The organism is Yoonia sp. SS1-5 (assembly GCF_038443705.2).
GTDB classification, from domain to species: Bacteria; Pseudomonadota; Alphaproteobacteria; order Rhodobacterales; family Rhodobacteraceae; genus Yoonia; species Yoonia rhodophyticola.
In genome coordinates this window covers 1,424,966-1,438,130 of record NZ_CP151767.2, presented here as the reverse complement: position 1 = coordinate 1,438,130, position 13,165 = coordinate 1,424,966, and the positions used below count along the sequence as shown (strand labels likewise).

General features: G+C 58.9%; 11 protein-coding genes. 7 read left to right on the top strand and 4 right to left on the bottom strand.

Translation table 11 applies throughout. The annotated features are described in order from the left end of the window. Positions 1 to 318: 318 nt before the first annotated feature. Together AABB31_RS08765 and AABB31_RS08760 are read left to right on the top strand one after the other, a co-directional pair. Entirely contained in the window at positions 319 to 525 is a 207-nt protein-coding gene (locus AABB31_RS08765; RefSeq protein ID WP_342078497.1) for a hypothetical protein, read from the top strand. A gap of 96 nt (positions 526 to 621) precedes the next feature. Continuing rightward, positions 622 to 2,619: an acetyl/propionyl/methylcrotonyl-CoA carboxylase subunit alpha gene (locus AABB31_RS08760; protein WP_342078498.1), complete on the top strand. Its 1,998-nt coding sequence runs from the start codon at positions 622 to 624 to the stop codon at positions 2,617 to 2,619. A 96-nt stretch (positions 2,620 to 2,715) separates the two neighbouring features. Here AABB31_RS08760 and AABB31_RS08755 read toward each other — a convergent pair whose 3' ends face one another. Next, complete coding sequence (locus AABB31_RS08755; protein ID WP_342078499.1) at positions 2,716 to 3,186, bottom strand: DUF4174 domain-containing protein; 471 nt, start codon at positions 3,184 to 3,186, stop codon at positions 2,716 to 2,718. A gap of 98 nt (positions 3,187 to 3,284) precedes the next feature. Here AABB31_RS08755 and scpA point away from each other — a divergent pair, with 98 nt between their 5' ends. The 5 genes from scpA to AABB31_RS08730 are packed head-to-tail and all read left to right on the top strand — an operon-like array spanning position 3,285 to position 8,167. Beyond that, positions 3,285 to 5,411, top strand: a complete 2,127-nt coding sequence (scpA, locus tag AABB31_RS08750) for a methylmalonyl-CoA mutase (RefSeq protein ID WP_373635639.1) — start codon at positions 3,285 to 3,287, stop codon at positions 5,409 to 5,411. Then, positions 5,408 to 5,995 (top strand): VOC family protein, encoded by a 588-nt coding sequence (locus tag AABB31_RS08745; RefSeq protein WP_373635638.1) that lies wholly within the window; start codon positions 5,408 to 5,410, stop codon positions 5,993 to 5,995. The genes scpA and AABB31_RS08745 overlap by 4 nt, the downstream gene beginning before the upstream one ends. Further along, entirely contained in the window at positions 5,992 to 6,465 is a 474-nt protein-coding gene (locus AABB31_RS08740; protein WP_342078502.1) for an N-acetyltransferase family protein, read from the top strand. The genes AABB31_RS08745 and AABB31_RS08740 overlap by 4 nt, the downstream gene beginning before the upstream one ends. 26 nt (positions 6,466 to 6,491) lie before the next feature. Then, positions 6,492 to 7,172, top strand: coding sequence for a TerB family tellurite resistance protein (locus AABB31_RS08735; RefSeq protein ID WP_342078503.1), 681 nt, complete (start codon positions 6,492 to 6,494; stop codon positions 7,170 to 7,172). Beyond that, positions 7,169 to 8,167: an endonuclease/exonuclease/phosphatase family protein gene (locus AABB31_RS08730; RefSeq protein ID WP_373635637.1), complete on the top strand. Its 999-nt coding sequence runs from the start codon at positions 7,169 to 7,171 to the stop codon at positions 8,165 to 8,167. Before AABB31_RS08735 ends, AABB31_RS08730 begins: the two co-directional genes overlap by 4 nt. Positions 8,168 to 8,194: 27 nt before the next feature. On the opposite strand, the gene AABB31_RS08725 is transcribed toward AABB31_RS08730, so the two are convergent. The 3 genes from AABB31_RS08725 to AABB31_RS08715 all read right to left on the bottom strand — a co-directional run bounded on the left by AABB31_RS08725 (position 8,195) and on the right by AABB31_RS08715 (position 13,161). Next, positions 8,195 to 9,184: a protein phosphatase 2C domain-containing protein gene (locus AABB31_RS08725; RefSeq protein ID WP_342078504.1), complete on the bottom strand. Its 990-nt coding sequence runs from the start codon at positions 9,182 to 9,184 to the stop codon at positions 8,195 to 8,197. A 225-nt stretch (positions 9,185 to 9,409) separates the two neighbouring features. Continuing rightward, entirely contained in the window at positions 9,410 to 10,957 is a 1,548-nt protein-coding gene (locus AABB31_RS08720) for a Ppx/GppA family phosphatase (protein WP_373635636.1), read from the bottom strand. Between the two features lie 35 nt (positions 10,958 to 10,992). Then, positions 10,993 to 13,161, bottom strand: coding sequence for an RNA degradosome polyphosphate kinase (locus tag AABB31_RS08715; protein ID WP_342078505.1), 2,169 nt, complete (start codon positions 13,159 to 13,161; stop codon positions 10,993 to 10,995). Positions 13,162 to 13,165: the final 4 nt, after the last annotated feature.

Here is a 13,165-nt window from a genome sequence, read left to right as displayed (position 1 = left end):
GGCTGCGACGATACAATCTAAGCGGGAAACCGCCCATTTGACGCGGGGTCACAACAGACGCTTGGCCGGTGCGCCGCAATGGTCCAGTGTTGGTCTTGTAGCCGGAGACAACAGCAAGTGTTTGGCTGCAACTTGTCAACACCGTTACCCTTCCCCTTACCGGTCTGCTCTGTCCCAGAGCAGACCGGTTTCCGTTTTCCGCCGATTTTACCATAAATTTACGACTGATATTGGATATCAGCCGCAAAACGCTATGGAAGTATCGCAGGCCCGCGCTAATTCCGGCGTGGATCCGAAACAAAAGTTAGGCAGAAGACAATGCAGAAATCATCACTTATCCTTGCCACTGTGGCCATTTTCGGTCTGGCTGGCTGCCTTGAAGGCGACGTGGAACGTGGCGTTGCGGGTGCAGGCGCTGGTCTTGTCGCGTCCGAGGTTCTGGGCACAGATCGCACAGGGACAATCCTTGCAGGCGCCGCAGCTGGCGTACTTTGCGACGACGCGGGCATCAACGGCTGCCGCTAGTCTGAATACACGCGCGTCTGACGCGCGATTGCATCAATGGAACCGTCGTCGGGGGCTAACCCCGGCGGCGGTTCTGCGTTTTGGGGACGGAATCTAATGTTCAAGAAAATACTCATCGCCAATCGCGGCGAAATCGCCTGCCGCGTGATCAAGACAGCCCGCAAGATGGGCATCCAGACGGTTGCGATCTATTCCGATGCTGATCGCAATGCGCTGCATGTCAAAATGGCCGATGAGGCCGTGCATATCGGCCCGCCCCCGGCAAACCAGTCTTATATTGTGATTGACAAGGTGATGGATGCGATCCGGCAAACCGGTGCAGAGGCTGTGCATCCGGGCTATGGCTTTCTGTCCGAAAACCCCAAATTCGCCGAGGCATTAGAGGCCGCCGGCGTTGCCTTTATCGGACCACCCAAAGGCGCGATCGAGGCCATGGGGGACAAGATTACCTCTAAAAAGATCGCGCAGGACGCCAATGTCTCGACGGTGCCGGGATATATGGGGTTGATCGCGGATGCAGACGAGGCGGTCAAAATCTCTAACGAGGTTGGCTACCCGGTGATGATCAAGGCTTCTGCCGGCGGTGGCGGCAAGGGGATGCGGATTGCCTGGAACGATGATGAGGCCCGCGAGGGGTTCCAATCGTCCAAGAACGAGGCTGCCAACAGCTTTGGTGATGACCGGATCTTCATCGAAAAATTCGTGACCCAGCCGCGCCACATCGAAATTCAGGTGCTGTGTGACAGTCACGGTAATGCGGTCTATCTGCATGAACGCGAGTGTTCCATCCAGCGCCGCAACCAAAAGGTCATCGAAGAGGCCCCAAGCCCCTTTCTGGACGAGGCCACCCGCAAAGCCATGGGCGAGCAATCAACCGCATTGGCCCAGGCGGTGGGCTATGCCAGCGCGGGTACGGTTGAATTCATCGTTGATGGCGACCGCAACTTCTACTTCCTGGAAATGAACACCCGTCTGCAGGTCGAACACCCGGTGACCGAATTGATCACCGGTGTCGATCTGGTCGAACAGATGATCCGCGTTGCCGCTGGCGAAAAGCTGCCCTTTGAACAGAAGGATCTGAAAATCAACGGCTGGGCGATGGAAAGCCGGCTTTATGCCGAAGATCCCTATCGCAACTTTTTGCCCTCTATCGGGCGGCTGACCCGTTACCGCCCACCGGTCGAAGAGGCTGAGGCAACCCGGGCCGTCCGCAACGATACCGGCGTGTTCGAAGGCGGCGAGATCAGCATGTATTACGACCCGATGATCGCCAAGCTCTGTACCTGGGCCCCGGACCGGGCCACCGCAATCGAAGAAATGCGGCTGGCGCTTGACGGGTTCGAGCTTGAGGGGATCGGACATAACCTGCCCTTCCTTGCGGCCGTCTACGATCACCCGAAATTCACCTCGGGCAACATGACCACGGCCTTTATCGAAGAAGAATACCCCGATGGGTTCGAGGGGGTCACATTGCCCGACGCGGCCTGTACCCGTATTGCGGCCGCTGCGGCCGCCATGCATCGCGTGGCCGAAATTCGCCGCACACGCATTTCAGGCCGGATGGATAATCACGAAAGGCATGTGGGCGAAGACTGGGTCGTCAGCCTGCAAGGTCAGTCACATGAGGTGGCGATCACTGCCGATAAGGCCGGATCGGACGTCGCGATCAACGGCACAACACACCGGGTCGAAAGCGATTGGACACCGGGGCAACCGCTGGCCAGGCTCATGGTCGATGGTCTTCCTTTGGTTTTGAAAATCGGCAAAATCTCTGGCGGGTTCCGGGTGCGTTATCGGGGGGCTGACCTGAAAGTCCATGTGCGCACGCCCCGTCAGGCCGAATTGGCGGCCCTGATGCCCGAGAAACTGCCGCCGGATACATCGAAATTCCTGCTATGCCCAATGCCTGGCTTGATTGTGAAAGTGGATGTCGCCGCCGGTGACGAGGTGCAGGAAGGGCAGGCGCTTTGCACCGTTGAGGCGATGAAGATGGAAAATATCCTGCGGGCGGAACGCAAAGGGGTCGTCAAGAAAGTCAATGCCGGCGCCGGCGACAGCCTTGCGGTGGATGACGTGATTATGGAGTTCGAATAGGTGCGGCATAAGCGGATCATCACGCGCACAGTCCTGCCTCTGCGGGGGGCAATGCCGCGAACCGACCAGCTTACTGACAGAGCACAGAATGCTTGATCAGTTGCCCAACCTGCGATCCTGGATTTCCTGCTGGCGCAGCGGCATCTTGTCGATGGATCGCGAAAGCTCGCGCACGCTCCATGGGCTGGGCTTGCGCAGGGCCACGCGCCCGTCCTTGCCCAGCAGCGCCATCATGTACCCGCGCGGGCGCAGCGTCGTACGCAACTCTGTCGCCGCAGCCGGGTCCGTATCGCGGATGATGATCACGTCGCGTTCGGCCAGATCGTCAAGACCAGCGGCCAGTTTTTCCATTTGCTGCTGGAAACGCGGGTCGTTGGGCGTGTCTGCAAACACGACCAGGGGCCGCGCAACCCATTGCAGTTCTGACAGCGCAATATCGGCGCCGTCAAAGATTTGGCTGCGATCCTCTTCCCAGCGTTCAAGGATTGTCTTGTCCTGGGCTGACGCGGTGGTCGCACTCAGGATGATGGCAAGGGCTGCCCAGCGGATGTTCGTCAATGCTTTCATAAATTTAGATATAGAGGCGGCGTTGGCAAAAGCTAAGTCCCTTGCGCAAATCAATGCAAACAATTTCGCGATGGCCGCGCGGCCTTTGGGAGAGCAACATGACTGACAAGAAGACCTGGGAAGATATCGCAACGCAAGAGTTGCGTGGCAAACCGCTTGATGCGCTGGACTGGGACACGTTGGAAGGCATCAAGGTGCGCCCGCTTTACACGGCCGATGATACTGCCGACCTGCCCCATATGGGGGGCATCCCGGGGGCCGCCCCGTTCACCCGTGGCGTCAAAGCCACGATGTATGCAGGCCGCCCCTGGACGATCCGGCAATATGCAGGGTTTTCTACGGCAGAGGAATCGAATGCCTTTTACCGCAAGGCGTTGGATGCGGGCCAGCAGGGGGTGTCTGTCGCCTTCGATCTGGCTACGCACCGAGGCTATGACAGTGATCATCCGCGCGTAGAGGGGGACGTTGGCAAAGCCGGTGTCGCCATCGACAGTGTCGAGGATATGAAGATCCTGTTTGATGGTATTCCTTTGGACAAGGTCAGCGTGTCGATGACAATGAATGGCGCGGTGATCCCGATCCTCGCCAATTTCATCGTGGCGGGGGAAGAGCAGGGGCATCCGCGCAATGTTCTGTCCGGCACCATTCAGAACGACATTCTGAAGGAATTCATGGTGCGGAACACGTATGTCTATCCGCCCGAGCCGTCGATGCGGATCATCGCGGATATCATCGAATACACGACCAGTGAGATGCCAAAGTTCAATTCGATCTCGATCAGCGGCTACCACATGCAAGAGGCGGGCGCGAACCTGGTGCAGGAACTGGCCTATACGCTGGCCGATGGGCGCGAATATGTGCGCACGGCCATCGCGCGGGGTATGGATGTTGATCAGTTTGCTGGCAGGCTAAGTTTCTTTTTTGCCATCGGTATGAACTTTTTCATGGAGGCCGCAAAACTGCGGGCCGCCCGACTGCTCTGGTCGCGGATCATGGCAGAGTTTGCGCCGAAAAACCCCAAATCCTCGATGCTGCGCACCCACTGCCAGACCTCCGGCGTGTCGTTGCAGGAACAAGATCCCTATAACAACGTGATCCGCACCGCCTATGAGGCGATGAGCGCGGTATTGGGCGGCACACAGTCGCTGCACACGAATGCCCTGGATGAAGCCATTGCCCTGCCCACCGAGTTCAGCGCGCGGATTGCCCGCAATACCCAGCTGATTTTGCAGGAAGAAACCGGTGTGACCAATGTGGTCGACCCGCTTGCCGGTTCCTACTACGTCGAAAATCTGACGCATGAACTGGCCGAAGCTGCGTGGAAGTTGATCGAAGAGGTTGAAGAGATGGGCGGCATGACCGAGGCGGTCGCGTCCGGCATGCCCAAGCTACGGATCGAGGAAACCGCCGCCCGCCGTCAGGCCGAGATTGACCGGGGGATCGAGGTCATTGTTGGCGTCAACAAATACCGCAAAGACAAGGAAGATCCGATTGATATCCTTGATATCGACAATGCCGCCGTCCGCGAGGCGCAGATCAAGCGGCTTGATACAACCAAGGCCGCCCGCGACCAGACAGCATGCGATGCCGCACTTGCAGCGCTGACGCACTGCGCCAATGAGGGCGGCAATCTGCTCGAAGCCGCAGTTGAGGCCGCCCGCGCGCGCGCCACAGTAGGAGAGATCAGCATGGCCATGGAAAAGGCATTCGGTCGCCACCGCGCAGAAGTCAAAACGCTCGCAGGGGTCTATGGGGCCGCCTATGAAGGGGACGAGGGCTTTGCCGCCATTCAGGAAAGCGTCGAAAATTTCGCTGCAGAAGAAGGCCGCAGGCCCCGGATGCTGGTCGTCAAGATGGGCCAGGATGGGCATGACCGCGGGGCCAAGGTCATCGCCACCGCATTTGCCGATATCGGTTTTGACGTGGATGTCGGCCCATTGTTCCAGACGCCGGCAGAGGCCGCACAGGATGCAATCGACAATGATGTGCATGTGATCGGGATCAGCAGTCAGGCAGCCGGGCACAAGACCCTGGCCCCGAAACTGGTGCAGGCGCTCAAGGATGCGGACGCCGATGATATCATCGTCATTTGTGGCGGGGTCATCCCGCAGCAAGATTACAAGTTCCTGTATGACAACGGGGTCAAGGCGATCTTTGGACCGGGAACCAATATTCCCAAAGCCGCCCAGGACATTCTTAGCCTGATCCGCGAGGCGCGCGGATGATGGCGCTCGACCATCTTGCAGTCGCTGCGACGCGCCTGGAAGATGGGGTGGCTTATGTCGAAGACACGCTTGGGGTCAAAATGGCCCCCGGCGGCAAGCATGCCCGGTACGGCACCCATAATATGCTGCTTGGTCTTGGCGATATCTATCTCGAAGTGATTGCGCCCGATCCGGATGCCGCCCCGTTTGAGGGGCCGCGTTGGTTCGGGCTTGATCAGTTTGTGGGTGCGCCACGTCTGGCAAACTGGATTTGCCGTGTCGATGACCTGAGTTGGGCGCCTCCGGTTTGCGGCCCGCCCATGACGCTGCAGCGTGGCGATCTGTCATGGCAAATCACGGTTCCTGCTGATGGTGGCCTTCCCTTTGGGGGGGCTTTGCCGACATTGATGCGATGGGGGGCAGGGGTCCCGCACCCGACAACGACGCTGCCAGACAGTGGCTGCCGTTTGCGTCGGTTCCGGGTGTTCCATCCGGATGCGGCCGATATCGCCGTTACACCTGATCCGCGCGTTCATGTCACGGCAGGCCCCGCCGGGTTCCAGGCCGTTTTTGATAGGCCTGACGGACCCGTCCGGCTGTCATGATCCGGCCCGCCACCGATCAGGACGTGCCCGCCATTGCGGCGCTGTGGAACCATATGATCCGCGAGACCAGCCATACCTTCACGACGGTGGAGCGATCCGTTCCGGAAGTGGCAAATCTGATCAGCGCGCAACAGACCTGTCTTGTTCTGGAACAAGCCGGGCATGTCGGGGGATTTGCCCGGTTTGGCCCTTTTCGGCCCGGGCCGGGCTATCGGTTCACCGCAGAGCACAGCATTATCCTGTCCGAAACTGCGCAAGGTGATGGGCAGGGACGGGAATTGATGCGCGGGCTGTGTGACCTGGCACGGCAGCAGGGCTTGCAGACCCTGATCGGTGCGATCAGCGGTGAAAATCTGGGCGCAATCGCGTTTCACCGTGCAATCGGCTTTGAAAAGGTTGCAGTTCTTTCGCAGGTGGGTTTCAAGTTCGGGCGACGCATTGATTTGGTATTGATGCAGAAAATGCTATGACAGGTGCCGCTTAGAAAGGCCCGCCCATGTCCATTTGGTCCCGCATTGCCGATGCAATCGCCGCCCTCGCCAAGGGAGAGGCGCTATCGGCTGTCTTTGACAAATTGCGCACCGCGCCCGACCGCACGGTTGGCTTTACAATCGCGGTCATCGCCTTGGGCGCAAAGATGGCCAAGGCCGACGGCATCGTGACGCGTGACGAGGTCATCGCCTTTCGCGAGGTTTTTGTCATCCCCGCCGCAGAGGAGGCGAACGCAGCCCGCGTGTTCAATCTGGCCCGTCAGGACGTAGCCGGCTTTGATACCTATGCCCGCCGCATCAAGGCAATGTATGGCAGCGACGATGGCCCCTTATGCGATCTGCTTGAAGGGTTGTTTCATATCGCCATGGCGGATGGCAATTACCACCCAAAGGAAGATGCGTTTCTGCGCGATGTTGCGGGCATATTCGGCTTTGATGAACGGCGCTTTCGCGGGGTGCGCGCGCAATTCGTCACCGATGCAGAGGGCGATCCATATGATGTGCTGCGGGTGGATCCCGATGCGCCGATGGACGAGGTTCGCGCCGCCTGGCGCAAGCTGGTGCGCGAAACCCATCCCGACCAGATGCTGGCGCGGGGTGTTCCCGAGGAAGCAATCAAGCTCGCCGAAAAGCGTATGGTTGCGATCAACCGGGCCTGGGAGCAGATACAGGATGCGCGCGCATGAAAATCGCCACCTATAACGTCGAATGGTTCAACGCCCTTTTTGACGATGACGGCCAATTGATTGACGATGACGGCTGGTCGTCGCGCTGGAACGTGACCCGGGCGCAGCAGACGGCAGCACTGGGCCATGTGTTTCAGGCGCTGGATGCTGATGCGGTCATGGTGATCGAAGCCCCGGACAGCAGCCGCAAGCGCGACGGCGCCATGGCGTTGGCCAATTTTGCGGCCCGTTTCGGGCTGCGTGCAAACACCGCCCTGACCGGGTTTCGCAATGATACCCAACAGGAAATCGCGCTGCTTTATGATCCAAAGGTGGTGCAGGCCCAGCATGATCCGGGGGCTGATCCCGGCTTTCCTGCCTTTGATCAGCACTTTCAGATGGATCTGAACATCGACGCGGCACCTGACCCGGTGATCTGGTCCAAACCCCCGCTGGAAGTGGCGTTGACGACGGCCAGCGGGCAGTATCGCCTGATCGGTGTCCACGCCAAATCAAAGGCCCCGCATGGCGCGCGGGATGATGCGGATGCGATCCGGATATCAATCGAAAACCGGCGCAAGCAGCTGGCGCAATGCATCTGGCTGCGTGGGCGGGTGGATGCGCATTTTGTCGCCGGTGATGATCTGATCGTCCTGGGTGATTTCAATGACGGTCCGGGGCTGGACACCTATGAAAAACTGTTCGGCCAGTCCGGCGTGGAAATTGTGCTGGGCAAAGGGGCGGATAGAGAGTTGTTTGACCCGCATGCGCGCATGGCACTGGGACGCCGGATCGGTGCCATGCCGGTGACGGCCCGGTTCCGGCGACGGGGGCAGCCCTATTTGCAGGCCTTGCTGGATTATATCATGGTGTCACCCGGTGTCCGGAACCAGGGTGCCGCATGGCAGATCTGGCACCCGTTTGACCATCCAGACTGCTATGAGGACCGTGACCTGCGCGAGGCGCTGGTCACGGCATCAGATCACTTTCCGGTTGTTCTGACCATCCCGAATTGACGGAGGTTCGCCCCCGGGGCGGCAGGGCTACTTGGTATATTGCCGACCGCGATACCAGTAGGTTTCAGGCTTCTTTTCGGCGACCGGTTCGGCCGCGGGCGCCTCTGGCGCGGCTTGGGGTTCGGGCGCTGCGGTTGCTTCCGCCGCCTCGTCCACAGCATCGGCCATCGCGAGAACCGGTAGGTCATCTGCGTTGGTTGCGGTGCTGCCATCATCGACCAAGGCGATCTTGATCACCACAAAGCTGGCATTGTCCTGATGCTCTGCATCCTTGTCCTCGATCGCGGTCAGAAAGCATTCCGCAATTTCACGGCTGCTTTTGTGCATATTCTGCATCAACGTGTTGGCAATGGCCGCGTTGGAAAGCGATTGCAGCCCGTCAGTTGTCGCCACGACAATATCGCCGGGCAGCAAGGACACCGGGACCGACGGGCAATCAATCATCGCGATCTCGTCACCGTTCAGCGCCGAGGTCAGGGCGTTCCGGTCCGGATGGTTCTTTCCCGTCTCAGCATCCATAGAGCCGACCTTGACCATCATGTCGATCTGAGGGGCCATCGAGTGATCTTTATTCAACTGACGCAACGCGCCCGCACGGAACAGCAGAAGGGGGGAATCGCCGATGGACAACCACAGAAGCTTGTCGCCGGTGATCACCGGAACAAGCAATGTCGTGCTCATGCCAAAGCTGTCCTGGTTCACTTTCGCATGGGTCTGAATGCGACTATTGGCGGCCTCGGCCGCCTCGCGCAGGACCAACGGTGCCGACATCGGGTTGGTCACCTGATCTTCGTTCATCTTGATGGTATTGAATGTTTCGCTGGTGGCGATTGCGCTGGCAACTGCGCCTGCCGCATGCCCACCCACGCCATCTGCAACAATCGCATAGCCATATGATTGACCAAGTGGAAAATGCGAGATGATGGTGTCTTCCTGATAGCTACGCTTTCCTTGCGTCGCTGCCGCCGCTGCATCCATCTTTAGCTTAGAAGCCGAATGGGTCTTATCGTCCAACATGTCACCTACCTCGTACGTTCGCTCGCGCTGTAAGCCCCCGCCACCTACAAAATACAAATCAGTCAAAACCTATGTGTCCATCGACACATTGCTTAGATTTTGGATAAAAACTGTGGCGAAAAATGGGTGTCACCTTGGCAGTGTCAGCACCCTGTTTCGCGCTTGCCTAAAATGCGATCAATTGGGCGGGTATCTGCTGATAAAAGCATCAGAATGCAGACCCTGTCAGCGCTTGAACTTGACGTGCCCCTTGGCGTTCAGCGCGGCGGCAAGCGCCAAGAACCGGCTTTGGGCAACCTCGCCAAAAAGCGGGAGGGCATGTTTTGTCAGCGTCAGGGTCAATTCGCCTGACTTACGGCGCCATTTCAGGCTGCCGGGTTCTTCGTCTGCGGTCAGCCACAGCATGGCACCCAGCCGCATCGCACGGCCCAGTATCTCGGCTTCTTTGATCTGCCCATCGTCCAACATGGCAAAGAGCGGCGCAAACCGTGTGTTGTTGGTCTTGCTTGTGTAGCGGTTCATCAACGCAAGTCCCAGAAACACCCGTTCGTAGTGTTTCAGCCCACCCAGATTGGCCCGCGTCGCGTTGTCAAAAGTCACTTCGCCCCGATAGTCAGGATGCGCGCGCCAGCTGACATCGTGCAGCAGGCAGGCGGCCTTGATGATCCGCTTGCGCTGCCAATTTGCGCGCGGGAACAAAGGTTTGACAAAATCATAGAGGATTCGCCCGAACCCCGGCAGACGCGCATCCTTGGCTTCGGCAAAGCGGCACGCCTCGATCAGGGGGTCGCGATCACGCAACTCGCGCGGCATTTGTTCAAACAACATCCCCTCGCGGATACCGTAGGACGACACGGCAACATCCTTGGGTTTGAAGGTGCGCATCAGTTCCTTCAGCACGATTGAGGCCAACGGAACAAGCGACATCCGGCTGTCCGAGATATTGCAGCGCGCCCGCAGGTCCTGCAGGTCAGATTTGCGGATATATTCCGCCGTTTTGCTGATCTGGCGCGAGGTCATTCGATATTCGTGCAGCACCGTCAGCGGGTAATCCCGGCGTTCCATGTCAACACGGGCGATGGCCCGCCAGGACCCGCCCACAAGAAACAGCCGTGCACCGGTTGCGCTGCCCATCTCTTCGTGCAGCTGTTCCATGGTTTCGCGGACATAGGCCTTGACCTGTTTGCGCCCGCCCTTGATTTCGCGCAGCTTCAGCGGCCCGAGCGCCGAGGTCACGCGCCGTCCAACCCGCCCGTCAGCCAGATCTGCCAGTTCAAGGGATGACCCACCGATATCGCAGACCAGCCCGTAGCTGCCCGGCCAGCCCAGCAGAACCCCCTGCGCTGATAAACGTGCCTCTTCCTTGCCGTCGATGATCCACAGCTTGATCCCTGTTTCGCGCAAAATCTCGGCGCGAAAATCCTGGCCATCCGACGCCTCGCGCACGGCGGCTGTCGCAACTGCGGTGAGGGGGGGGATGCCCATTCCCTCGGCCAATGCGGCAAACCGGCGGATCGCTGACAGGGCGCGCACCCGTCCTTGCGGGTTCAGATGCCCGGTCTCTGACAGACCAGCGCCCAAGGCGCACATCACCTTTTCATTGTAGAAATAGGCAGGCGAGCGTGCCGCCCCATCAAACACCACAAGGCGGACAGAGTTTGACCCGACATCCAAAACCCCAACCCGGCTAAGCCCCTGTGCCGCGGCATCTTCAAACAATGGCCGCCCAAAGGGACCCCAATCAATGACGTCCGGGTCTGTTTGCTGTGTCATGTGATCCCTGCCGCTGTCCCGGCAACAGGTATCGGTCAATCGTCGGTGTGGGTCAATTGGGGAACGTCGCTTGCGCCCGCCGAACCGCGCCCGGACAGCGAGGGGTTTTCCATGAAGAAACGGTGGCAATTGAAGGGGAATGCGTCATCGGGGACGGTTGCCCGGGTGAATGACCCATCGGCCGCCATCACCCAGCTTTGCGTCACGTCAGCCATATTTGCGGCCATGATCTGACTGACAATCTGTGCTTTAACTGTGGCGTTCTTGATTTCCACCAGTGTCTCGACCCGCCGGTTCAAATTGCGCCCCATCCAATCGGCCGAGCTCATATAGACCTTTGCTTTCTTCGACGGCAGCGCGTTGCCATTGCCGAAACAGACAATGCGGGAATGTTCCAAAAACCGACCAACGATGGATTTGACCCGGATATTCTCGGACAGCCCCGCTACCCCGGGGCGCAGCCCGCAAATCCCGCGAATGACCAGGCTGATCTTTACCCCATCCTGCGAGGCTGCATAAAGCGCATCAATGACATCGGATTCGATGAGCGAGTTCATCTTGGCCCAGATCATCGCCGGCTTGCCTGCCTTTGCGTTCTCGGCCTCGGCTGCGATCCGGTCAAGCAGGGTTTGCTTGAGGTTCAGGGGCGAAATCGCAAGATTTTGCAACCCGTCGGGCTGGGCGTAGCCGGACAGATAGTTGAACACCTTCGTGGCATCGCGGCCCAGCTTTGCATCACATGTAAAAAGGCTGAGATCGGTATAGATCCGGGCAGTAATGGGGTGGTAATTCCCGGTGCCAAAATGGGTATAGGTAACCAGCCTATCCCCTTCGCGCCGCACGACCGTGCTGATTTTCGCGTGGGTCTTGTAGTTCAGGAAACCGTAGACCACGTGCGCGCCGGAACGTTCCAGCCTGCGCGATTGCCGGATATTCGCGGCCTCGTCAAAACGGGCCTTCAATTCGACAAGTGCCGTGACCGATTTACCGTCTTCGGCAGCTTCGCAAAGGGCGCTTACGATGGGTGAGCGCTTGGAGGTGCGATACAGGGTTTGCTTGATCGCGACCACATCCGGATCGCGCGCGGCCTGCGCCAGAAAGCGCACGACCATGTCGAATGTCTCGTAAGGATGATGCAGCAGCATGTCCTTTTGACGGATCGCGGCAAACATGTCGCCGTCATGGTCCTGCACACGTTCCGGCACGCGGGGGGTGAAGGGTGGCCATAGCAGATCAGGGCGGTTCTCCAATACCAGCTCGCCCAGATCAGCGATGCCGATCATGCCATCAACCTCGACCACGGATTCGTCAGTAACATGCAGTTCCGACATGATCAGGGTTTTCAAAGCAGCAGGTGATCCGGCTGACATTTTCAGCCGGACAACTTCACCGCGTCTGCGCCGTTTCAGCGCGGTTTCGAATTCGCGTACGAGGTCTTCGGCTTCGTCCTCGACCTCCAGATCGCTGTCGCGCAATACTTTGAACGCGCAACTGCCCTTAATCGCATAGCCCGGAAACAGCCGGCCAATATAAAGAAGCAAGAGGTCTTCGAGCGGCAGAAAGCGCTGGCCATCCACTGATGGCAGCGGGACGAACCGCTTGATCTGGGCGGGAACGGGCAGAAGTGCGCGTAATTGACGTTTGTCCGACCGGCGTTCCAGTTGCAGGGCCAATGCAAAGCCCTCATTGGGCAAGAACGGAAACGGGTGCGCTGGATCAATCGCAAGCGGGGACAGCACCGGGAAGACCTGTTCAAGAAAGACGTCTTCCAGATAGACGATATCATCATCGTTCAGTTCCTGCCGGTTCAGCAGAAAAATACCGTTTTCGGCCATGGCGGCCTGCAGCGTGGTAAAGACGGTTTGCTGCCGGGCCATCAACTGGCGCGCGCCGGCATCAATGACCACCAACTGTTCGGCGGGGCTCAGCCCGTCCAGACCGGGGGTTGTGTTGCCCTCATTGGCCAGTTCCCGCAGGCCGGCCACGCGCACGGTGTAGAATTCATCAAGATTGGTCGCGGAAATCGACAGAAAGCGCAGCCGTTCAAGCAGCGGAACCCTTTCGTTTTCCGCCTCTTCCAGAACCCGCCAGTTGAACCCAAGCCAACTTAGCTCCCGGTTCACGAAACGTGCCGGGCTGGCGAGATCAATGTCGAGTGTCGTCGGGGCCTGATAGTCCCCTTCGAGAAAATTTGCTGTTGTCATGAGA

Excerpts from the sequence above, each read along its gene's own strand:
- AABB31_RS08760 (WP_342078498.1), top strand. The coding sequence starts at position 622 with ATGTTCAAGAAAATACTCATCGCCAATCGCGGCGAAATCGCCTGCCGC.
- AABB31_RS08735 (WP_342078503.1), top strand. The coding sequence starts at position 6,492 with ATGTCCATTTGGTCCCGCATTGCCGATGCAATCGCCGCCCTCGCCAAG.
- AABB31_RS08730 (WP_373635637.1), top strand. The coding sequence starts at position 7,169 with ATGAAAATCGCCACCTATAACGTCGAATGGTTCAACGCCCTTTTTGAC.
- AABB31_RS08740 (WP_342078502.1), top strand. The coding sequence starts at position 5,992 with ATGATCCGGCCCGCCACCGATCAGGACGTGCCCGCCATTGCGGCGCTG.
- scpA (WP_373635639.1), top strand. The coding sequence starts at position 3,285 with ATGACTGACAAGAAGACCTGGGAAGATATCGCAACGCAAGAGTTGCGT.
- AABB31_RS08715 (WP_342078505.1), bottom strand. The coding sequence starts at position 13,161 with ATGACAACAGCAAATTTTCTCGAAGGGGACTATCAGGCCCCGACGACA.
- AABB31_RS08765 (WP_342078497.1), top strand. The coding sequence starts at position 319 with ATGCAGAAATCATCACTTATCCTTGCCACTGTGGCCATTTTCGGTCTG.
- AABB31_RS08725 (WP_342078504.1), bottom strand. The coding sequence starts at position 9,184 with ATGTTGGACGATAAGACCCATTCGGCTTCTAAGCTAAAGATGGATGCA.
- AABB31_RS08720 (WP_373635636.1), bottom strand. The coding sequence starts at position 10,957 with ATGACACAGCAAACAGACCCGGACGTCATTGATTGGGGTCCCTTTGGG.
- AABB31_RS08745 (WP_373635638.1), top strand. The coding sequence starts at position 5,408 with ATGATGGCGCTCGACCATCTTGCAGTCGCTGCGACGCGCCTGGAAGAT.
- AABB31_RS08755 (WP_342078499.1), bottom strand. The coding sequence starts at position 3,186 with ATGAAAGCATTGACGAACATCCGCTGGGCAGCCCTTGCCATCATCCTG.